Raw genomic sequence first — 19,731 nt, 5'->3', positions numbered from 1 at the left:
CGCGCGTTCTGCGCGGGGCCGGGGCGGGCGCTGCGGCGGCCGGCACCGGGCCCCGGCCGAGGAGACGCAGCGCAGGGCGGCAGCCGCCGCCTTGCCGACCATTTGATGCCGGCGCGACGCACGCCGGCTTGAGACCATGACAACGCCACAAGACATCATTCGCCGCGACGTGCTCGCGATGACGAGCTACCCGGTGCCGGACGCGAGCGGGTTCGTGAAGCTCGATGCGATGGAGAACCCGTATCCGCTGCCCGAACCGCTCGCCGCGGCGCTCGGCGAGCGGCTCGCGCAGGTCGCGCTGAACCGCTACCCGGCGCCGCGCCCGGCCGCGCTGCTCGACAAGATACGCCATGCGATGGGCGTGCCGGCCGCATGCGACGTGCTGCTCGGCAACGGGTCGGACGAAATCATCAGCATGATCTCGATCGCATGCGCGCAACCTGGCGCGAAGGTGCTCGCGCCGGTGCCGGGCTTCGTGATGTATGAACTGTCCGCGAAGCTCGCGCAGCTCGAATTCGTCGGCGTGCCGCTGAAGGCCGACCTGACGCTCGACGTCGACGCGATGCTCGCGGCGATCGCCGAGCACCGGCCGGCGATCGTCTATCTCGCCTACCCGAACAACCCGACCGGCACGCTGTACGACGATGCCGACGTCGAGCGGATCGTCGCGGCCGCGCGGCACAGCCTGATCGTGATCGACGAGGCGTACCAGCCGTTCGCGGAGCGCTCGTGGCTGCCGCGCGCCGCCGAGTTCGACAACGTCGTCGTGATGCGCACGGTGTCGAAGCTCGGCCTCGCGGGCATCCGTCTCGGCTATCTCGTCGGGCGGCACGCGTGGCTGACCGAATTCGACAAGGTGCGCCCGCCGTACAACATCAACGTGCTGACCCAGGCGACCGCCGATTTCCTGCTCGACCACCTCGACGTGCTCGACGCGCAGGCGGCCGAACTGCGCGCGGAACGCGCGCGCCTCGCGCAGGCCGTGGCCGCGCTGCCGGGCGCGACGGTGTTCCCGAGCGCCGGCAATTTCCTGCTGGTGCGGGTGCCGGATGCGGCTGCCGTGTTCGACGCGCTGCTCACCGAGCGGGTGCTGGTCAAAAACGTGAGTAAAATGCATCCGTTACTGGCCGAATGCGTGCGGCTGACCGTCGGTTCTCCCGACGAAAACGCCCGCCTGCTGGCCGCTTTGAAACTCGCGCTGCCCGGTTGAGCCCAGGGCGCGGCGGCGCGCGACGATCAATCCCCATTTACATCAGACTCGATCAAGGAATTGCCATGCGTGTGGCGGAAGTCGTTCGCAATACCAGCGAAACGCAGATCCGTGTGAAGCTCGATCTCGACGGCACCGGCCGGCAGAAGCTGGCCACCGGCGTGCCGTTTCTCGACCATATGCTCGACCAGATCGCGCGACACGGTCTGGTCGATCTCGAGGTCGAAGCGCACGGCGACACGCATATCGACGACCACCACACGGTCGAGGATGTCGGCATCACGCTCGGGCAGGCCGTCGCGAAGGCGATCGGCGACCGCAAGGGCATCCGCCGCTACGGCCATTCGTACGTGCCGCTCGACGAGGCGCTGTCGCGCGTCGTGATCGACTTCTCGGGCCGGCCGGGCCTCGAATTCCACGTGCCGTTCACGCGTGCGCGGATCGGCACGTTCGATGTCGACCTGTCGATCGAATTCTTCCGCGGTTTCGTGAACCACGCGGGCGTCACGCTGCACATCGACAACCTGCGCGGGATCAACGCGCACCATCAGCTCGAGACGGTGTTCAAGGCGTTCGGCCGTGCGCTGCGCGCGGCGGTGGAGCTGGACGAGCGTGCGGCGGGGCAGATTCCGTCGACGAAAGGCAGCCTCTGAACTTCCGAACGGACGGACGCTAAGGACAACCTCACGGCTTCGGTGCGCGGCGCCGGCTTGCGATGGACCTGCTCAAATCGTTCATTTCGCTGCTTGCGCTGATCAACCCGATCGGCGCGGTGCCGTTTTTCCTGAGCCTGACGGCGCAGCAGACGGACATCGAGCGGCGCCGCACGATCCGGATCGCGTCGGTGTCGGTGTTCTGCGTGATGACGGTGACGACGCTGCTCGGGCAGCAGATCATCGACTTCTTCGGCATTTCGGTCGGCTCGCTCGAAGTGGGCGGCGGGATCATCATGCTGCTGATGGCGATCAACATGCTGAACGCGCAGATCGGCAACACGCGATCGACGCCGGAGGAGCGCCACGAGGCCGAGTTGAAGGACAACATCGCGGTCGTGCCGCTGGCGATTCCGCTGCTCACGGGCCCCGGCTCGATCAGCACGGTGATCATCTATGCGGCGAACTCGCGTCACTGGTATGAGCGGGCCGGGCTGGTCGCGATCGGCGCGGTCCTGGCTTTGCTGTGTTTCGTCGCGATGCGGCTCGCCGAGCCGATCGCGAACTGGATCGGCCGCACGGGCATCAACATCGCCACGCGGCTGATGGGTCTGATGCTGTCGGCGCTGGCGGTGGAATTCATCGTCAATGGACTGAGGGCGCTACTGCCTGCACTGAGATGAAAACTTCGATTGCGATTGTGGATTATGGGATGGGCAACCTGCGCTCGGTCGCGCAGGCGCTCAAGAAGGCCGAACCGGACGCCGACGTGGCGATCGTCGACACGCCGGCCGCGATTCGCGCGGCCGACCGCGTCGTGCTGCCCGGCCAGGGTGCGATGCCCGACTGCATGCGCTGCCTCGGCGAATCGGGCCTCCAGGAGGCCGTGATCGAGGCGTCGCGCACGAAGCCGCTGCTCGGCGTGTGCGTCGGCGAGCAGATGCTGTTCGACTGGAGCGCCGAAGGCGACACGAAGGGCCTCGGCCTGTTGCCCGGCAAGGTCGTGCGTTTCGAGCTCGACGGCCGGCTGCAGGACGACGGCTCGCGCTTCAAGGTGCCGCAGATGGGCTGGAACCGCGTGCGCCAGTCGCAGCCGCACCCGCTGTGGGACGGCGTGCCCGACGACGCGTATTTCTACTTCGTGCACAGCTATTACGTGATGCCGGACAACCCGGCGCATACGGTCGGGGAAACGGCATACGGCGCGCCGTTTACGTCCGCGGTCGCGCGGGATAACCTCTTCGCGACCCAATTCCACCCCGAGAAAAGCGCGGAGGTCGGGTTGCGTCTGTATCGCAACTTCGTACACTGGAAACCGTGAACGTCGCATACGTGCCACAATCGGCGGGCCGGAGAGGCCCGTCTTGCGGGGCTCGCGCGCCAAAGCGCCGAAAGAGTTGTACTAAACTAGCGAGACGGCGCGGTACCGGATTGGCCGGTACGCGCCGGATTCTTTTCTTCTTCCACGACGATACCCGATTGCTATGTTGCTGATTCCGGCCATCGATCTCAAAGACGGTCAGTGTGTGCGCCTCAAACAGGGCGATATGGACCAGGCCACGATTTTCTCCGAGGACCCGGCGGCGATGGCCCGCAAGTGGGTCGATCTCGGCGCCCGGCGGCTCCATCTGGTCGACCTGAACGGCGCGTTCGCCGGCAAGCCGAAGAATCTCGAGGCGATCGAAGCGATCCTCGACGAAGTCGGCGACGAAATCCCCGTACAGCTCGGCGGCGGCATCCGCAGCCTCGAGACGATCGAGAAGTACCTCGACGCCGGCCTGTCCTACGTGATCATCGGCACGGCGGCCGTGAAGGACCCGGGCTTCCTGCAGGACGCGTGCACCGCGTTTGCCGGCAGCATCATCGTCGGGCTGGACGCGAAGGACGGCAAGGTCGCGACCGACGGCTGGAGCAAGCTGACGGGCCACGAAGTGATCGATCTCGCGCAGAAGTTCGAGGACTACGGCGTCGAATCGATCGTCTACACGGACATCGGCCGCGACGGGATGCTGCAGGGCATCAACATCGAGGCGACCGTGAAGCTTGCGCAGGCGGTCGGCATCCCGGTGATCGCGAGCGGCGGCCTGTCGAACCTCACGGACATCGAGAATCTGTGCGAAGTGGAAGAGCACGGCGTCGAAGGCGTGATCTGCGGCCGTGCGATCTACTCCGGCGATCTCGATTTCGCGGCCGCGCAAAAGCGCGCGGACGAACTGAACGGCGAACTCGACAACGCGTAAGCGCGGTTGTCCCGTTCGCCGGGGGCCGCCCGCAGGCGGCCCCGACCGGAAGCCTCGCGCGAGGCTTCCGCAACCGGCCGTCCCAGCGCGGCATTTGGCGCAACATCATGGCTCTAGCTAAACGCATCATCCCCTGCCTGGACGTGACCGCCGGGCGTGTCGTCAAGGGCGTCAACTTCGTCGAGCTGCGCGACGCGGGCGACCCCGTCGAAATCGCCCGTCGCTACGACGACCAGGGCGCCGACGAACTGACGTTCCTCGACATCACCGCGACGTCCGACCAGCGCGACCTGATCCTGCCGATCATCGAAGCGGTCGCGTCGCAGGTCTTCATTCCGCTGACCGTCGGCGGCGGCGTGCGCGCCGTCGAGGACGTGCGGCGCCTGCTGAACGCGGGCGCGGACAAGGTCAGCATGAATTCGTCGGCGGTCGCGAACCCGCAACTGGTGCGCGACGCGGCCGACAAGTACGGCTCGCAGTGCATCGTCGTCGCGATCGACGCGAAGCGCGTGTCGGCCGACGGCGAGACGCCGCGCTGGGAAGTGTTCACGCACGGCGGCCGCAAGGGCACGGGCCTCGACGCGATCGAGTGGGCGCGCAAGATGGCCGAGCTCGGCGCGGGCGAGATCCTGCTCACGAGCATGGACCGCGACGGCACGAAGTCGGGCTTCGACCTCGCGCTGACGCGCGGCGTATCGGACGCGGTGCCGGTGCCGGTGATCGCGTCGGGCGGCGTCGGCTCGCTGCAGCACCTCGCGGACGGAATCAAGGACGGCCGCGCCGACGCGGTACTGGCCGCGAGCATTTTCCACTACGGCGAGCACACGGTTGGCGAGGCGAAGCGCTTCATGGCCGATCAGGGTATCCCGGTGAGGCTGTGATGAATACGGAAACGAAATCCCTGCCCGCGTGGCTCGACAAGGTCCGCTGGGACGACAACGGCCTCGTGCCGGTGATCGCGCAGGAAGCATCGACGAACGACGTGCTGATGTTCGCGTGGATGAACCGCGAGGCACTGGCGAAGACGATCGAGACGCAGCGCGCGGTCTACTATTCGCGCTCGCGCAAGCGCCTGTGGTTCAAGGGCGAGGAGTCGGGCCACGTGCAGCACGTACACGAGGTGCGGCTCGACTGCGACGAGGACGTCGTGCTCCTGAAGGTCGAGCAGGTGTCGGGCATCGCGTGCCACACCGGCCGGCATTCGTGCTTCTTCCAGAAATTCGAGGGCACCGTCGACAACGGCGACTGGGTCGCGGTCGAACCGGTGCTGAAAGATCCCGAACACATCTACAAATGACGCAATCGACCGAAGACACGCTGCTGCGCCTCGCGGCCGTGATCGATAGCCGCAAGGGCGGCGATCCCGATCAATCGTACGTATCGCGCCTGTTCCACAAGGGCGACGACGCGGTGCTGAAGAAAATCGGCGAAGAGGCGACGGAAGTCGTGCTGGCCGCGAAGGACGTGCGTCAGGGCGGCGCGCCGACCGCGCTCGTCGGCGAGGTGGCCGACCTGTGGTTCCACTGCCTCGTGATGCTGTCGCACTTCGACCTGAGCCCGGCCGACGTGATCGCCGAGCTCGAGCGCCGTGAAGGATTGTCGGGCATCGAGGAGAAGGCGCTGCGCAAGCGTCGCGAGCGCGAGGAAAACGGCGGGTGACAGGCATTGTCGCGGGACGGCCACAGTGCGGTAAGCTGTAAGAATTGTCATCTAACGGGGGTAGCATCATGACCGATACGCCAAGCCAGTTTCCGCCGCCGTCGGTGCCGGGGGCCGCGGACGCCGAACGCCTGAACGGGTTGCGCACGCTGACTCACGTGCTTTATGGCCTTTACGCGTTTCATTGGCTGACGGGCGGCGTCACGGGCATCATCGCGATCATCATCAACTACGTGAAGCGCGGCGACGTGGCCGGTACGCCGTACGCCGATCACTTCGAGTGGCAGATCCGAACGTTCTGGCGCGCGCTGATCGCCTACGTGATCGGGTTCGCGCTGATGTTCGTCGTGGTCGGATTTGCAGTGATGTTTGTCACATGGATCTGGACGCTGTACCGTATCATCAAGGGTTGGCTGTACCTGAACGACAACAAGACGCTCGATCCGCAGGCGTGGTTCTGACCGGCCGCGCGCGGGCGTTTGCAGGAGCAACATGAGTCACGATCCGAATTGCCTGTTCTGCAAGATCGCGGCGGGCGAGATCCCGAGCACGAAGGTGCACGAGGACGACGAATTCGTCGCGTTCCGCGACATCCGCCCGGCGGCCGAGACGCACGTGCTCGTGATTCCGCGCCGGCACTTGCCGACGCTGTCGGCGGTGAGCGACGGCGATGCGCCGATGCTCGGCCGGCTGATGCTGCTCGTCGCGCGTCTCGCCGATCAACTCGGCGTCGCGTACACGGGCGGCGAAAGCGGTTTTCGCACGGTGATCAACACGGGCCCCGGCGGCGGGCAGGAGGTCTACCACCTGCACGCGCATATCCTGGCCGGCCCGCGCCCCTGGCACCGGATGGGTTGACGGCGCGGGGCGTTTCCCCGCATCGATAGTCGAAGCCGGCGCGTCGCCGGCGATTTGCGCCGCGCAGCGGCGTGGTTGAGGAGAGGTTTCATCATGGGTGGATTGAGCATTTGGCACTGGCTGATCGTGCTGCTGATCGTCGCGCTGGTTTTCGGTACGAAGAAGCTGCGCAACATCGGCAACGATCTCGGCAGCGCCGTGAAGGGTTTCAAGGACGGCATGAAGGAAGGCGAAACGCCGGCGGACGCGCAGCAACTGCCGCGCTCGGGCTCGGTCGACGTCGACGCGAAGGAAACGACGCGTTCCGATTCGAACAAGGCGTAACGCCGGCACGCTGACAGGCACTCGCGATGCTGGATCTCGGTCTTTCGAAGATGGCGCTGATCGGCGTCGTCGCGCTCGTGGTGCTCGGCCCCGAGCGCCTGCCGCGCGTCGCGCGTACGGCAGGCGCACTGTTCGGCCGCGCGCAGCGGTACATCAACGACGTGAAGGCCGAGGTCTCGCGCGAAATCGAACTCGACGCGCTGCGGACGATGAAGACCGATTTCGAATCGGCCGCGCGTAATGTCGAGACGACGATTCACGACAACCTGCGCGAGCACGAGAAGGAACTGAACGACACGTGGCATTCCGCGGTCGTCGGTGTTGACGGCGCTTCCGGCGACGCCGGGTCTTACGGCTCCGACACGCCCGCGGCGCCGTCGTGGCGCGGCAGTACCGCCGCGCTCGCGCAGAAGCGCCGCAACTGGCGTGTCAAGCAGGCGGCGACGCCTGTCTGGTACAAGCGCGCGACGACCCGCCGCACGCACGTGCAGTCGGGTGCCGCGCGTGTCGCGCGCCACCAGCCGGCCAGCCTGCGCCGGCCGACGCGCTTCTTCTGAGTCGAGCGCATGCTCGCTCGTCAATCCTACCGAGGGCCGGTGTGAGCGACCCCCAGCAGAACCCGGGCGACGCCCCGGAAGAAACCTTCATTTCCCATCTCGTCGAGCTTCGCGATCGCATCATTCGCGCGGGGCTGGCCGTGATCGTCGTGTTCCTCGGGCTCGTCTACTGGGCGCCCGACATCTTCAAGCTGCTCGCGCGGCCGCTGATGCAGAACCTGCCGAAGGACGGCAAGATGATCGTCACCGACGTCACGGGCTCGTTCTTCGTGCCGATGAAGGTCACGATGCTCGTCGCGCTCGTGATCGCGCTGCCGATCGTGCTGTACCAGATCTGGGCGTTCGTCGCGCCGGGGCTGTACCAGCACGAGAAGAAGCTCGTCGTGCCGCTTGTCGGCAGCAGCTACGTCCTGTTCCTGTGCGGGATGGCGTTCGCATACTTCCTCGTGTTCCCGACGATCTTCCGCGTGATGGCGCACTACAACGCGCCGCTCGGCGCCGAGATGACGACCGACATCGACAACTACCTGAGCTTCGTGCTCGGGATGTTCATCGCGTTCGGGGTCACGTTCGAGGTGCCGATCGTCGTCGTGCTGCTCGTCCGGATGGGCGTGCTGACGGTGAAGAAGCTGAAGGAGATCCGGCCGTACGTGATTGTCGGCGCGTTCGTCGTCGCCGCGGTCGTCACGCCGCCGGACGTGTTCTCGCAACTGATGCTCGCGTTGCCGCTGATCGTGCTGTACGAGGCCGGGATCCTGGCCGCGCGGTTCTTCGTACCGAAGAAGCCGGCCGAAGAGGGCGAGGCGGAGAACGGCGAAGCCGCGAGTTGACGAGGGTGCGGCGGGCGGCGCTGTGGGTCGTCTTCTTCTCCGTCCATGCCTGATGTGGCCGGATGGCGTCGGGAGCCGGAAAGCGGGCGTTGAGGCCGCGTCCTCGGCAACAGGATCTTCGATGCAATGCAAAAGGGCAGCCGCTGGCTGCCCTTTTGCATTGCCGTTCGCGGCCGGCGCGTAGTGGCGCGCCGACCGCCGAGCGTCATTCGGTATCGCTGTCCTGTTCGTCGAGCGTCTGCTTCGGCGGCGGCGGGCGCTTGCCGATCACGACGCTCACGTCGAACTCCTTGCTCTTGCGTACGACGTGCACCTTGGTCGGCGTGCCCGGCTTGATCTGCGCGACGACGTTCAGCAGCTTCGTCGTGTCGGTGATGTCCTCGCCGTTGACCGTGACCAGGATGTCGCCCGGCTTGATGCCGGCCTTGTCGGCGGGGCCGCCCTGCAGCACGCCCGCGACGATCGCGCCCGATTTCTGCTGGAGCCCGAACGATTCGGCGATCTCCGGCGTGACGTCCTGCGGCTCGACGCCGATCCAGCCGCGCGTGACCGAGCCCGTCGTGATGATGCTTTCGAGCACGGTGCGCGCGGTCGATACCGGAATCGCGAAGCCGATGCCGAGCGAGCCGCCCGAGCGCGAGTAGATCGCCGTGTTGATGCCGAGCAGGTTGCCGTTCACGTCGACCAGCGCGCCGCCCGAGTTGCCGGGGTTGATCGGCGCATCGGTCTGGATGAAGTTCTCGAACGTGTTGATGCCGAGGTGGTTGCGGCCGAGCGCGCTGATGATCCCCATCGTGACCGTCTGGCCGACGCCGAACGGGTTGCCGATCGCGAGCACGACGTCGCCGACCCGCGACTGGTCGGAGCGGCCGAGCGTGATCGTCGGCAGGTTCGTCATGTTGATCTTCAGCACGGCGAGATCGGTCTCGGGATCGCTGCCGATCACCTTCGCGGTGGCCGTGCGCCCGTCGGCGAGCGCGACCTCGATCTGGTCGGCGCCGTCCACGACGTGCTGGTTCGTTAGAATGTAACCTTCAGGGCTCACGATAACGCCCGAGCCAAGGTTGGCTGCCGGTTCGTCCTGCCGCTTGCGGGCGTTGCGGTCGCCGAAGAAGTAGCGGAACAGCGGATCTTTCGCGCGCGGGTCGGGCGGCAGCGAGCCGTCCTTGCTGGAGAATACGTTGACGACGGCCGGCATCGCCTTCTGCGCGGCTTCGGCGTACGACGTGGTCGCCGGTGCGCCGCCGATGCCCGGCGCGACTTCCCGCAGCGCAACGATCGGCGTGGCGAGCTGCTTGCCGAGCTGTCCTTGCCGTTGCAGCCATTGCGGCTTGAGCGTCACGACAATGAACATCAGCGCGAGCAGCACGGTAACCGCCTGCGCGAAGAACAGCCAGAAGCGTCTAAGCATCTGAATAGATTAGAGGTTTATATGGATCGGATCGAACTTGAATTGTACTTGAACAATACCCTTGAAACCGCTCGCTTCAAGGACTATTGCCCGAACGGCCTCCAGGTCGAGGGGCGCCGCAAGATCGAGAAGATCGCCACCGGCGTGACGGCGTCGCTCGCGTTCCTCGAAGCCGCGCTCGAATGGGGGGCAGATGCCGTGCTCGTTCATCATGGCTATTTCTGGCGCAACGAGGCGCCGCAGATCACGGGCCGCAAGTACCAGCGACTGAAGCTGCTGCTCGCGAACGACCTGAACCTGTTCGCGTTTCACCTGCCGCTCGATGCGCATCCCGAATTCGGCAACAACGCGCAGCTCGGCGAGAAGCTCGGGCTGATCGGCGAGCAGCGTTTCGGCGACGGCGACCTCGGCTGGATGGCGACGCTGCCGATGCCCGTCACGCTCGAGCACTTCGTCGCGAAGGTCGAGCGCACGCTCGGCCGCACGCCGCTCGTACTCGGCGATCCGGACATGCAGTTGCGCCGCATCGCGTGGTGCACGGGCGCCGCGCAGAGCTATTTCGACGCGGCGATCGACGCCGGCGCGGACGTGTACCTGACGGGCGAGGTGTCCGAATACGTGACGCACACGGCCGCCGAGAGCGGTGTCGCGTTCGTTGCGGCAGGGCACCATGCGACCGAACGTTACGGAATCCAGGCGCTTGGCGCCCACTTGTCCGAAGAATTCGATCTCGAACACCTTTTTATCGATATTCATAATCCGGTCTGAACGCCGGATTTGCGGCAGCGCATCGAAATTCCGAAATGTAGCGAACGCTTAAAAGAACAATGATTTAATCGCTCCGATAGTGGGGGATAACCCTTAACTATCAATCACTTCGAAGGGATTTTCATCTCCGGGCCTTGTAAATGGCGACTCCATTCGAGCAAACTAGCGGCGGAATGGAAAGTCGTGACGGAAAATCCAACTCAGAAGTGGGGCGTGTGATGCGAGACAAGGAAGAGAAACGCGTCGACAGCGGCCGCCGTACCTGGCTGATTGCGACATCCGTAGCAGGTGGCGTGGGAGGCGTAGCCACCGTCATACCTTTCGCGGCGTCGCTTGCGCCGTCCGCGAAAGCGAAAGCGGCCGGTGCACCTGTCGAAGTCGACATCAGCAGCCTGAAGCCCGGCGAGATGGTCACCGTGCCGTGGCGCGGCAAACCCGTCTGGATCCTGAATCGCACGGATTCGATGCTGGCCGACGTGGTCAAGGCCGACAAGGAAGTGGCCGATCCGACCACGACGTCCCCGTATTCGATGCCGTTGCCCGCGTATTGCGCCAACGAATATCGCTCGCGGACCGATCGCAAGAACATTCTCGTCGTGATGGCCGTGTGTACGCACCTCGGCTGCACGCCTAGCCAACGCTTCACGCCGGGTCCGCAGCCGAACCTGCCGGACGACTGGCCGGGCGGTTTCCTGTGCCCGTGCCACGGTTCGACCTACGACCTCGCCGGCCGTGTGTTCAAGAACAAGCCGGCGCCTCAGAATCTCGACATCCCGCCCTACATGTTCACGTCGGCGACGACCCTCGTGATCGGCAAGGACGAGAAAGGAGAAGCGTGATGGCTGCCGACAACAAAGAAGTCTCCACGACAGGTGTCTCCGGCTGGATCGACCAGCGCTTCCCGCTCACGTCCACGTGGAAGAAGCACGTTTCCGAGTACTACGCGCCGAAGAACTTCAACTTCTGGTACTTCTTCGGCTCCCTCGCGCTGCTCGTGCTCGTCAACCAGATCGTCACGGGCATCTTCCTGACGATGAACTACAAGCCCGACTCGACGCTCGCGTTCGCGTCGGTCGAGTACATCATGCGCGAGGTGCCGTGGGGCTGGCTGATCCGCTACCTGCACTCGACCGGTGCATCGATGTTCTTCGTGGTCGTCTACCTGCACATGTTCCGCGGGCTGCTGTACGGGTCGTACCGCAAGCCGCGCGAGCTCGTGTGGATCTTCGGCTGCGCGATCTTCCTGTGCCTGATGGCCGAGGCGTTCTTCGGCTACCTGCTGCCGTGGGGCCAGATGTCGTTCTGGGGCGCGCAGGTGATCGTGAACCTGTTCTCGGCGATCCCGTTCGTCGGTCCGGACCTGTCGCTGTGGATTCGCGGCGACTACGTCGTGTCCGACGTCACGCTGAACCGCTTCTTCGCGTTCCACGTGATCGCGATTCCGCTCGTGCTGATCGGCCTCGTGATCGCGCACCTCGTCGCGCTGCACGAAGTGGGGTCAAATAACCCGGACGGTATCGAGATCAAGGCGAAGAAGGACGAGAACGGCATTCCGCTCGACGGCATCCCGTTCCATCCGTACTACTCGGTGCACGATTTCTTCGGCGTGTGCGTGTTCCTGATGGTGTTCGCGCTGATCGTGTTCTTCTCGCCGGAGATGGGCGGCTACTTCCTCGAGGCGAACAACTTCGTTCCGGCGAACCCGTTGCAGACGCCGCCCGAGATTGCGCCAGTCTGGTACTTCACCGCGTTCTACGCGATGCTGCGTGCGACCACCGACCCGTTCAAGATCGTGCTGATGATCGTGATCGCACTGCTCGGCGTGCTCGCGCTGATCCGCGCTCGCGGCAAGTGGAAAGCCGGGCTGCCGGTGCTGGCCGCGGCGATCGTCGTGTTCATGTACCTGACGGAGTCGAAGTTCTGGGGGGTCGTCGTGATGGGCTCGGCGGTGATCACGCTGTTCTTCCTGCCGTGGCTCGACCGTAGCCCGGTGAAGTCGATCCGCTACCGGCCGCTGTTCCACAAGGTGTTCCTCGGGATCTTCGTAGCGGCGTTCCTGACCCTCGCGTTCCTCGGCACGCGGCCGCCATCGCCGGTTGCGACGCTGATCGCGCAGGCCTGTGCGCTGATCTACTTCGCGTTCTTCCTCGGCATGCCCGTCTGGACGCAGCTTGGCACGTTCAAGCAGCCGCCGGAGCGGGTGCGCTTCAAGCCCCATTAACGTGAGCGAGGAGAGAACGACATGAAGAAACTGCTTTCGACACTCGCGCTGATCGGGGCGACCGCGTGTGCGCTGCTGGTGGCGCCGGCCGTGCGGGCGGAAGGTAATTTTCCGCTCGACCGGGCGCCCGATAACACGGAAAATCTGGTTTCGCTTCAGCACGGCGCGCAATTGTTTGTAAACTATTGCCTGAACTGCCACAGCGCGGACCTGATGCGCTACAACCGTCTGACGGATCTGGGCATATCCCAGAAGGAGATCGAAACGAATCTCCTGTTCACGACCGACAAGGTCGGGAGCACGATGTCCGTCGCGATGCGGCCCGAGGACGCGAAGAACTGGCTCGGCACCTCGCCGCCCGACCTGTCGGTCGAGGAGCGCGCGCGCGGCCGCGACTGGCTGTATACGTATCTGCGGAGTTTCTACCGCGACGATACGCGGCCGTCCGGCTGGAACAACGCGGTGTTCGAGAACGTCGGCATGCCCCATGTGTTGTGGCAGCTGCAGGGGCAGCGCATCGCCAAATTCGAAGACAAGACGGACGAGGAGACGGGCGAGAAGGCCCACACGCTCGTCGGCTTCCAGCAGGTCACGCCGGGGACGTTGTCGTCACCGGACTATGATGCTGCGGTTGCCGACTTGGTGGCCTATATGACATGGATGTCCGAGCCGGCCCAGCATACCCGCAAGCGCCTCGGCGTGTGGGTGCTGATCTTTCTCGGTGTCCTGACTTTCCTGGCCTGGCGGCTCAATGCCGCGTACTGGAAAGATATCAAGTAAACACGCCTGACCGGCGTGGGGCCGGCGCAAGGCGGAACCCGTGAAAGGGGTTTCGCCGCGTGCCGGCCCTCGGCTTTTTTGAGGAAACGCAAATATGATGGTTCTGTATTCCGGCACAACTTGCCCGTTCTCCCAGCGTTGCCGGCTGGTGCTGTTCGAGAAGGGCATGGACTTCGAAATCCGTGACGTCGACCTGTTCAACAAGCCGGAAGACATTTCGGTGATGAACCCGTACGGTCAGGTGCCGATCCTGGTCGAGCGCGACCTGATCCTGTACGAATCGAACATCATCAACGAGTACATCGACGAGCGCTTCCCGCATCCGCAACTGATGCCGGCCGACCCCGTGCAGCGCGCACGTGCGCGCCTGTTCCTGCTCAACTTCGAGAAGGAACTGTTCGTTCACGTCAGCACGCTCGAGAACGAGAAGGGCAAGGCAGCGGAGAAGAATCACGAGAAGGCACGCCTCGCGATCCGCGATCGCCTGACGCAGCTCGCGCCGATCTTCGTGAAGAACAAGTACATGCTCGGCGAGGAGTTCTCGATGCTCGACGTCGCGATCGCGCCGCTGCTGTGGCGTCTGGATCACTACGGCATCGAGCTGTCGAAGAATGCTGCGCCGCTGATGAAGTACGCCGAACGGATCTTCAGCCGTCCGGCCTATATCGAAGCACTGACGCCGTCCGAAAAGGTCATGCGTCGTTGATGATGCAATGAAGGCAAGACGGAGAGGGCGGCGCGGCGTGCCGCGCGCCCGCTCCGGGTTCGAGGATTGTGATGCAAGAGATTTCAACGAAGCCTTATCTGCTGCGCGCGTTGTACGAGTGGTGCACCGATAACGGTTACACGCCGCATATCGCGGTGAGGGTCGACAACTCGACGCGCGTGCCGCGTCAGTTCGTGCGTGACGGCGAGATCGTGCTCAACATCAGCTTCGAGGCGACGAGCCAGTTGCAGATGGGCAACGAGTGGATCGAGTTCACTGCCCGGTTCTCCGGCAAGGCGCACAAGATCGAGATTCCGGTTGCCAACGTGCTTGCGATCTATGCGCGCGAGAACGGGCAGGGGATGGCGTTCCAGGTCGATGCGGTCGCGGGCGAAGGCGAGGATTCGGGCGCGTTCGACGATGAAGCTGCGCAGGCGGATGATGTGCAGCGCGACGAGTCTCCGGCCACGCTGGCGCCGGTCGCCGGCAGCGGCGCGAACGAGGAACCGTCCGAAGGCGCCGACGAACCGCCGAAAACCGACGGCGACGGCTCGAAAGGCGGCAGCAGACCTCGCCTCAAGATCGTGAAATGAGGTAGAATCTCGCGCTTACGCCGGCTTAGCTCATCTGGTAGAGCAGTTGATTTGTAATCATCAGGTGGCGGGTTCGAGTCCTGCAGCCGGCACCAAATACCCATCCGAGGGAATCCTCGGAAATCCAGAAACCCGTGATAGCATAAGGCTTCACGGGTTTTTTTATTCCAGCGTTGTCCAGCGATGCCCGTCTGAATCCGGGGGCATGTGGGGGCACCTCCGGGGGAATCTTGGCGTTTGATAAGTGCCCCCGAGAAAAATGCCCCCTCGGGTTGTAAGGTGCCCCATGCCATTGACCGACATCGCAGTCCGTAAAGCGACGCCCCGTGAAAAGCCGTACCGCCTTGCTGATGGGGGCGGCATGTACTTGGAGGTCGCGCCCTCGGGCGGGAAATACTGGCGGCTCAAATATCGCTTCGCCGGCAAGGAAAAGCGGCTCGCGCTGGGCGTCTATCCGGATGTTTCGTTGGCCGCTGCGCGCGAGAAGCGCGACGACGCGCGGAAGAAGCTTGCGGCAGACATTGATCCAGGCGAAGCCAAGAAAGCCGATAAGCGGGCGGTACGTCTGGCAGCGACCAATTCCTTCGAGGCAGTTGCGCTTGGCTGGATGGATGAACTCAAGCCGTACGTTACGGCTGGGTCGATGGCGAAGACCAAGGCCCGCTTCGAGAAGGATGTTTTCCCTTGGATCGGCAAGCGGCCGGTAGCGGAAATCGATGCCCCTGAAGTTCTGACTGTCCTTAAGCGGATCGACAGCCGTGGTGCTCGTTTCACGGCTCACAAGGTCCGTGGCGAGATCAGTCGCGCATTCCGCTATGGAATCAAGGAAGGCTACTGTAAGTTTGACCCGGCTCGTGATTTGGTCAATGCCATTCCACCGGCGCAGACCACGCACTTCGCTTCGATTACCGAGCCCGCTAAGGTCGGCGCCATGCTTCGGGCATTCGACGGGTTTTCCGGCACGTTTCCTGTTCTATGCGCGCTCAAGCTTGCGCCCATGTTGTTCACTCGACCCGGCGAACTGCGCAAGGCCGAATGGGCTCAGTTCGATCTTGATAAGGGCGAATGGCGATACCTTGTCACGAAGACGAAGACCGAGCATCTGGTTCCGCTCGCAACACAAGCCGTTCAGATTCTGCGGGACCTTCATGCGCTGACCGGAAACGGCCGTTACGTCTTTCCGGGGGCGCGTTCGGCTCAGCGCCCGATGAGCGATGCCGCAGTCAATGCGGCTCTGCGCCGTTTGGGCTACGACACGCGGACCGAAATCACCGGCCACGGCTTTCGGGCGATGGCGCGGACGATTCTTCACGAGGAACTGGAACAAAAGCCCGAAGTCATCGAGCATCAGCTTGCTCATGCCGTGCCCGACACGCTCGGCAAGGCATATAACCGCACGAAGTTCATCAAGGAGCGGAGGGCGATGATGCAGAAGTGGGCTGACTATCTGGACAAACTCAAGGTAGGGGCAGAAATCGTCCAGACGGGTGCTGCATAGTGCCGGTGGCTTACCGCCGAATTTCTGCGAATAGATGAACGAAGAGTAATGTACTGGTGCCGCGCTCAACGTGGCTTGATCAAAATGAGGACAATATGCCTTTGCAAGTGGACTTGCCTGATGGCGAGCTCATCGAATGCACCCGCTTGGCACGTGCGATCACGTTGGCGAGATTGACGAAACAAGGGCTGACCGGGATTGCTTGCATTGTCGGCAAAGTCATGAAAATCCAATTAACGCCGAAGGCGGTGGTTGGGCAGACAGGATCGATCACGGTCGATAGCGAGGCAGAGTCCGTCTCGGTTAAGTTCCGGCAGAGGTATACGCCAGTGGGCCAATCGGGCGTTGATCCTCGCCTAATTCAATCTGGTAGACCATCGGGGTTACTGATTATCGATGAGCTGTCCAATGCCGTTGATTTGTTCGCGGAGGCTGGGGTTGACCAAGGGGCGATGTCGTTACCCTACAAGCTGACGGACGAAGACCGGGCACTTCTTGTCCGGCTGTTGCCTGATCTGCCGCAATTGCAGGCTCCCGTGACCCTCGAAGCTCGTGAGGCATTTTTGAATGCCTATCGTGCTCATCCAGATCGAGCCGGCTGGGAGCCGGAATTACTCTCTGTATTCGATCCTGACGCGGAGCGGGGGCGGCTTGAAGATTTGTCGCTGAAATGCCAGCAGGAACTGCGCGACGATTTCATCGAGCAGCGTTTCGCGGCGTTCAACTCCGACCATAGTCGGGCAAAGCTGCTGGTTGCGGGGACGTTCATCCCGCGTCAGATGGTGCTCGACTATCTAAAGCAGTGGCACGACATGGTGCCGATTCGGAGCCGACCCGACGAAGGTGCTTCAACGCAGACAGCAGTTCTTGCTAGCCCTCGATCAGATGTGCCGAGCGCCATTCCTGAAAAGGTGCCGTCGCAAGATAGCCGATCCTCCAAGGATAAGGCGAGGGAGGAGGGCCTTGATCCTACGGATGTATATGAATACCGCGAGCAACTTGTGGGCAAGGCTCGCACCAAGCGTACGGCTGAACACTTCGGAGTAAGCGACGGTCTCGTTCGCAGGAAAATTCGTCAATACCACAAGGAAAGGGGGCAGCCTGCGAGTCCATTTCCTGTTCCGGCCAAGAAGAAGTAGTTCCGCTTCGGACGTTGCTGTTCCGCTTCGGACTCCGGCAGACGTTGCTGGACAATGCTCTTCAACAGACCTTTGACCGGAACAGGTGTTCCGGCCGTGAAATCTCCGTCCCCGCGGCGCAAGCCGTAATTCGGTGGGCGACGACCAATGCGTCGTTCGCCACCTCTCGACGGAGATTTTTCATGCAGTTCAAGACCCAGATCGGCAGTTTGCCGCAGCCGCTTTCGGCGTATCGCAGTACGTGTGCCGAAACGGTCGATTCGACTCGCTCGCCGGACACGGTCCGTCGGATCATCCGTGTGAAGGAACTGGTCGAGCGCATCGGCCTCTCGCGCTCGACCGTGTATATGCTCATCGCAACCGACCCGAGCTTCCCCAAGAAAATCAAGCTGACCGAGCGTACGACGGGCTTCGATTCGGTGACCGTCGATGCCTGGATCGCGTCGCGCGCGTGCAAGTAAGGGGGCCGGTCATGCTGCATTTCCCTAACCCCGGCATGTCCGCGCAGCCCGCCGTGTTGGCTCAGGCCTCGTTGAGCGACACGACGGGGCTCAACGTTCTCGGTCCGGAGCTGAGCGACGTTGTGCTCGCGCAGTGCAACAAGTACCAGCTGACCGTGGCTCAGGCCATTGCGCAGATGTTCTTCAAGCTCAGCGTCGCGAACCAGGGCGCCCGCCATGTCGAAGACGAGGGCGGTAACCGCATTCCGCTCACGCTGAACTGCGTGCTGATCGGGCCGGCCGCCACCGGGCCGATCACCATGCAGGCGCTGGCTGCGGATCTGACAGCGATCGAGATCGAAACCGCTCCCGCCGCAATCGAAAAGCAGGCGATGTTCAAGGCGGCAGGTCAGTTGCGTCTCGAACAGCGCAGGCAGATCGACGCCGCGATCAAGGTCGCGGCGCGCAAGATGGTTCGTCTGCACGCGCTGCTCGCGCAACGCCGCGAACTCGAAGCCCGCGAGCCGAAAGCGGACGACTACCCGGATCACCAGACCGAATTGATCGCGTGGAACCAGCGCAAGGAGTCGCTGCAAATCTCAGTCGTGCAGGCCGAGCTGGAAGATGATCCCGACACGGCAAAGGCCTTGTGCAAAGCGCTGAACGCGCTGGTGGCGACGCCGCCGTCGAGCTTCGAGGCCGATTACCGTGTCTGGTCGCTCAAGGTCGCGGCAGTCGAAAGCCAGATCGTGCTGCTTCAGGGAGCCGACGACGAAGTGGCGCACCTGAGCGCTGAAAGCCAGGTACTGCTGGAAGAGGACGCTCGCGCAGTGCAACCTGCCAAGCCGAAGCTCGTTTTCCTGAACGTCGCCGTGTCCACCGTGCATAAGGCGATCACGACGCAGTGGCCGGTCGCCAGCGCACTTTACTCCGGTGCGTCGGTGATCAAGGCGCTGATCAGGCATGGGGAAGCGATGACCGCGGCAGGCAGCGGCCGGTTGCTGTCCCCGCATGCGCCCGGCCGGGTGCAGCTCGGCATCTTCGCCGCGACGACCCCCGGAGTGTTTGTACGCGACGTGGCCGCAGCGGGCGCTGACGGTGCGGCGGCGCTGGGCAATTTCCTGATCTTGGGCGATCTGCCGCAGCATGATCGCGGTGTGCGGCAGAAGCCGTCCGACCCGGACTGCCTGGCGGCGTTCGACGCCCAGGTTCGGGCGATGGGCGCGGCATCGGTGCGCGAACTGTTGTCCGGCGATTTCGTGCCGCCGCCGATCACGGTGTCGCCGGATGCCGTGGCGATCATGGAGGCCGCGTGCAGCGAATGGTGCAACCAGCGCTTCGCCCGGAATCAGCTTCTGGTCATGGATGCGTTCCTCATGATGCGGGTGCGTCAGACGTTCTACGTGATTGCTGGCCTGTTGCACCTGTGGCGCGGTGAGGTGTGGTCGCTGTCGGTCGGCACCATGCAGGACGCGATCACGGTCGGCCGATTCCTGATCGACCAGATGGGGCACACCGTGGCGATGGCGCGCGAGGTGCCCGCTGAAGAGATTGATGCCAAAGCATTGTTCCACGCGCTGTGCGGCTACGTTGACCAGCAGATGGAGAAGGGCGAGGCCAAGCCCTTCGAAATCAAGCTCAGCACGCTGCATTCCAAGGCGAAGAATTTCGGGCTGAGCCGAGCACGCGTCAACGGCGCCCTGAAGGTGCTGGTGGCGTGGGGCTGGGTCACGGTTCGTCAGGAGGGCCTTGACACTGTGCTCGATCTCGACCAGCACCGCTTCAGCTCGATGAACCGTCCCTCCTGAATCAGCCAAGCGCCCACGGGGTAGCCCGTGGGCAAT

At 63.7% G+C, this 19,731-nt stretch carries 24 protein-coding genes and 1 tRNA gene; 24 read left to right on the top strand and 1 reads right to left on the bottom strand.

The window, feature by feature from the left end; all coding sequences use genetic code 11:
- The first annotated feature begins 136 nt into the window (after positions 1 to 136).
- From hisC to tatC, 13 genes are all read left to right on the top strand, one after another.
- Entirely contained in the window at positions 137 to 1,210 is a 1,074-nt protein-coding gene (hisC, locus tag JYG32_RS12685) for a histidinol-phosphate transaminase (protein WP_213263738.1), read from the top strand.
- Between the two features lie 65 nt (positions 1,211 to 1,275).
- Entirely contained in the window at positions 1,276 to 1,863 is a 588-nt protein-coding gene (gene hisB, locus JYG32_RS12680) for an imidazoleglycerol-phosphate dehydratase HisB (RefSeq protein WP_011546606.1), read from the top strand.
- A gap of 62 nt (positions 1,864 to 1,925) precedes the next feature.
- Positions 1,926 to 2,546, top strand: a complete 621-nt coding sequence (locus JYG32_RS12675) for a MarC family protein (protein WP_072443888.1) — start codon at positions 1,926 to 1,928, stop codon at positions 2,544 to 2,546.
- A complete protein-coding gene (hisH, locus tag JYG32_RS12670; protein ID WP_174379366.1) occupies positions 2,543 to 3,184 on the top strand; it encodes an imidazole glycerol phosphate synthase subunit HisH in 642 nt (213 codons plus the stop codon). Before JYG32_RS12675 ends, hisH begins: the two co-directional genes overlap by 4 nt.
- A gap of 163 nt (positions 3,185 to 3,347) precedes the next feature.
- Complete coding sequence (gene hisA, locus JYG32_RS12665) at positions 3,348 to 4,103, top strand: 1-(5-phosphoribosyl)-5-[(5-phosphoribosylamino)methylideneamino]imidazole-4-carboxamide isomerase (protein ID WP_043191766.1); 756 nt, start codon at positions 3,348 to 3,350, stop codon at positions 4,101 to 4,103.
- A gap of 107 nt (positions 4,104 to 4,210) precedes the next feature.
- Positions 4,211 to 4,984 (top strand): imidazole glycerol phosphate synthase subunit HisF, encoded by a 774-nt coding sequence (gene hisF, locus JYG32_RS12660; protein ID WP_047899625.1) that lies wholly within the window; start codon positions 4,211 to 4,213, stop codon positions 4,982 to 4,984.
- Complete coding sequence (gene hisI, locus JYG32_RS12655) at positions 4,984 to 5,400, top strand: phosphoribosyl-AMP cyclohydrolase (protein ID WP_213263737.1); 417 nt, start codon at positions 4,984 to 4,986, stop codon at positions 5,398 to 5,400. The genes hisF and hisI overlap by 1 nt, the downstream gene beginning before the upstream one ends.
- Entirely contained in the window at positions 5,397 to 5,762 is a 366-nt protein-coding gene (locus tag JYG32_RS12650; protein ID WP_006485344.1) for a phosphoribosyl-ATP diphosphatase, read from the top strand. Before hisI ends, JYG32_RS12650 begins: the two co-directional genes overlap by 4 nt.
- A 68-nt stretch (positions 5,763 to 5,830) precedes the next feature.
- Complete coding sequence (locus JYG32_RS12645; RefSeq protein ID WP_072443897.1) at positions 5,831 to 6,223, top strand: DUF4870 family protein; 393 nt, start codon at positions 5,831 to 5,833, stop codon at positions 6,221 to 6,223.
- Positions 6,224 to 6,254: 31 nt separating this feature from the next.
- Positions 6,255 to 6,620, top strand: a complete 366-nt coding sequence (locus JYG32_RS12640) for a histidine triad nucleotide-binding protein (protein ID WP_213263736.1) — start codon at positions 6,255 to 6,257, stop codon at positions 6,618 to 6,620.
- Between the two features lie 93 nt (positions 6,621 to 6,713).
- Positions 6,714 to 6,944, top strand: a complete 231-nt coding sequence (gene tatA, locus JYG32_RS12635) for a Sec-independent protein translocase subunit TatA (RefSeq protein WP_124828656.1) — start codon at positions 6,714 to 6,716, stop codon at positions 6,942 to 6,944.
- 26 nt (positions 6,945 to 6,970) lie between these two features.
- The gene (gene tatB / locus JYG32_RS12630; RefSeq protein ID WP_213263735.1) at positions 6,971 to 7,501 is read left to right on the top strand and encodes a Sec-independent protein translocase protein TatB; all 531 of its coding nucleotides are present in this window, start codon (positions 6,971 to 6,973) and stop codon (positions 7,499 to 7,501) included.
- 41 nt (positions 7,502 to 7,542) lie between these two features.
- The gene (gene tatC, locus JYG32_RS12625; protein ID WP_213263734.1) at positions 7,543 to 8,331 is read left to right on the top strand and encodes a twin-arginine translocase subunit TatC; all 789 of its coding nucleotides are present in this window, start codon (positions 7,543 to 7,545) and stop codon (positions 8,329 to 8,331) included.
- 205 nt (positions 8,332 to 8,536) lie between these two features.
- Here tatC and JYG32_RS12620 read toward each other — a convergent pair whose 3' ends face one another.
- On the bottom strand, positions 8,537 to 9,742 hold the full coding sequence (locus JYG32_RS12620) for a Do family serine endopeptidase (protein ID WP_174379370.1): 1,206 nt from the start codon (positions 9,740 to 9,742) through the stop codon (positions 8,537 to 8,539).
- Positions 9,743 to 9,763: 21 nt separating this feature from the next.
- Between JYG32_RS12620 and JYG32_RS12615 the strand changes: the two genes are divergently transcribed.
- The 11 genes from JYG32_RS12615 to JYG32_RS12565 all read left to right on the top strand — a co-directional run bounded on the left by JYG32_RS12615 (position 9,764) and on the right by JYG32_RS12565 (position 19,695).
- Positions 9,764 to 10,510 (top strand): Nif3-like dinuclear metal center hexameric protein, encoded by a 747-nt coding sequence (locus tag JYG32_RS12615; protein ID WP_174379371.1) that lies wholly within the window; start codon positions 9,764 to 9,766, stop codon positions 10,508 to 10,510.
- A 218-nt stretch (positions 10,511 to 10,728) separates the two neighbouring features.
- Positions 10,729 to 11,349, top strand: a complete 621-nt coding sequence (gene petA / locus JYG32_RS12610; protein WP_213263733.1) for a ubiquinol-cytochrome c reductase iron-sulfur subunit — start codon at positions 10,729 to 10,731, stop codon at positions 11,347 to 11,349.
- Positions 11,349 to 12,731, top strand: coding sequence for a cytochrome b (locus JYG32_RS12605; protein WP_213263732.1), 1,383 nt, complete (start codon positions 11,349 to 11,351; stop codon positions 12,729 to 12,731). Before petA ends, JYG32_RS12605 begins: the two co-directional genes overlap by 1 nt.
- A 21-nt stretch (positions 12,732 to 12,752) precedes the next feature.
- Complete coding sequence (locus tag JYG32_RS12600; protein ID WP_174379373.1) at positions 12,753 to 13,511, top strand: cytochrome c1; 759 nt, start codon at positions 12,753 to 12,755, stop codon at positions 13,509 to 13,511.
- Positions 13,512 to 13,605: 94 nt separating this feature from the next.
- Complete coding sequence (locus JYG32_RS12595) at positions 13,606 to 14,217, top strand: glutathione S-transferase N-terminal domain-containing protein (protein ID WP_006400565.1); 612 nt, start codon at positions 13,606 to 13,608, stop codon at positions 14,215 to 14,217.
- A gap of 71 nt (positions 14,218 to 14,288) precedes the next feature.
- A complete protein-coding gene (locus tag JYG32_RS12590; RefSeq protein ID WP_174379374.1) occupies positions 14,289 to 14,810 on the top strand; it encodes a ClpXP protease specificity-enhancing factor in 522 nt (173 codons plus the stop codon).
- A 19-nt stretch (positions 14,811 to 14,829) separates the two neighbouring features.
- Positions 14,830 to 14,905 (top strand) — tRNA-Thr (locus tag JYG32_RS12585).
- A gap of 191 nt (positions 14,906 to 15,096) precedes the next feature.
- Positions 15,097 to 16,308, top strand: coding sequence for a tyrosine-type recombinase/integrase (locus JYG32_RS12580; RefSeq protein WP_213263731.1), 1,212 nt, complete (start codon positions 15,097 to 15,099; stop codon positions 16,306 to 16,308).
- A 95-nt stretch (positions 16,309 to 16,403) separates the two neighbouring features.
- Complete coding sequence (locus JYG32_RS12575; protein WP_213263730.1) at positions 16,404 to 17,447, top strand: hypothetical protein; 1,044 nt, start codon at positions 16,404 to 16,406, stop codon at positions 17,445 to 17,447.
- 14 nt (positions 17,448 to 17,461) lie between these two features.
- Positions 17,462 to 17,908 carry a helix-turn-helix transcriptional regulator gene (locus tag JYG32_RS38895; RefSeq protein ID WP_226219287.1) on the top strand — a complete coding sequence of 149 codons (447 nt, stop codon included), beginning with the start codon at positions 17,462 to 17,464 and terminating at the stop codon, positions 17,906 to 17,908.
- 11 nt (positions 17,909 to 17,919) lie between these two features.
- Positions 17,920 to 19,695: a DUF3987 domain-containing protein gene (locus tag JYG32_RS12565; RefSeq protein WP_213263729.1), complete on the top strand. Its 1,776-nt coding sequence runs from the start codon at positions 17,920 to 17,922 to the stop codon at positions 19,693 to 19,695.
- The last annotated feature ends 36 nt before the right edge of the window (positions 19,696 to 19,731 follow it).

The organism is Burkholderia pyrrocinia, from assembly GCF_018417535.1.
Lineage (GTDB): Bacteria > Pseudomonadota > Gammaproteobacteria > Burkholderiales > Burkholderiaceae > Burkholderia > Burkholderia pyrrocinia_E.
Note: the sequence above shows the minus strand (reverse complement) of the source record. Positions and strands in the feature narration are given on the sequence as shown.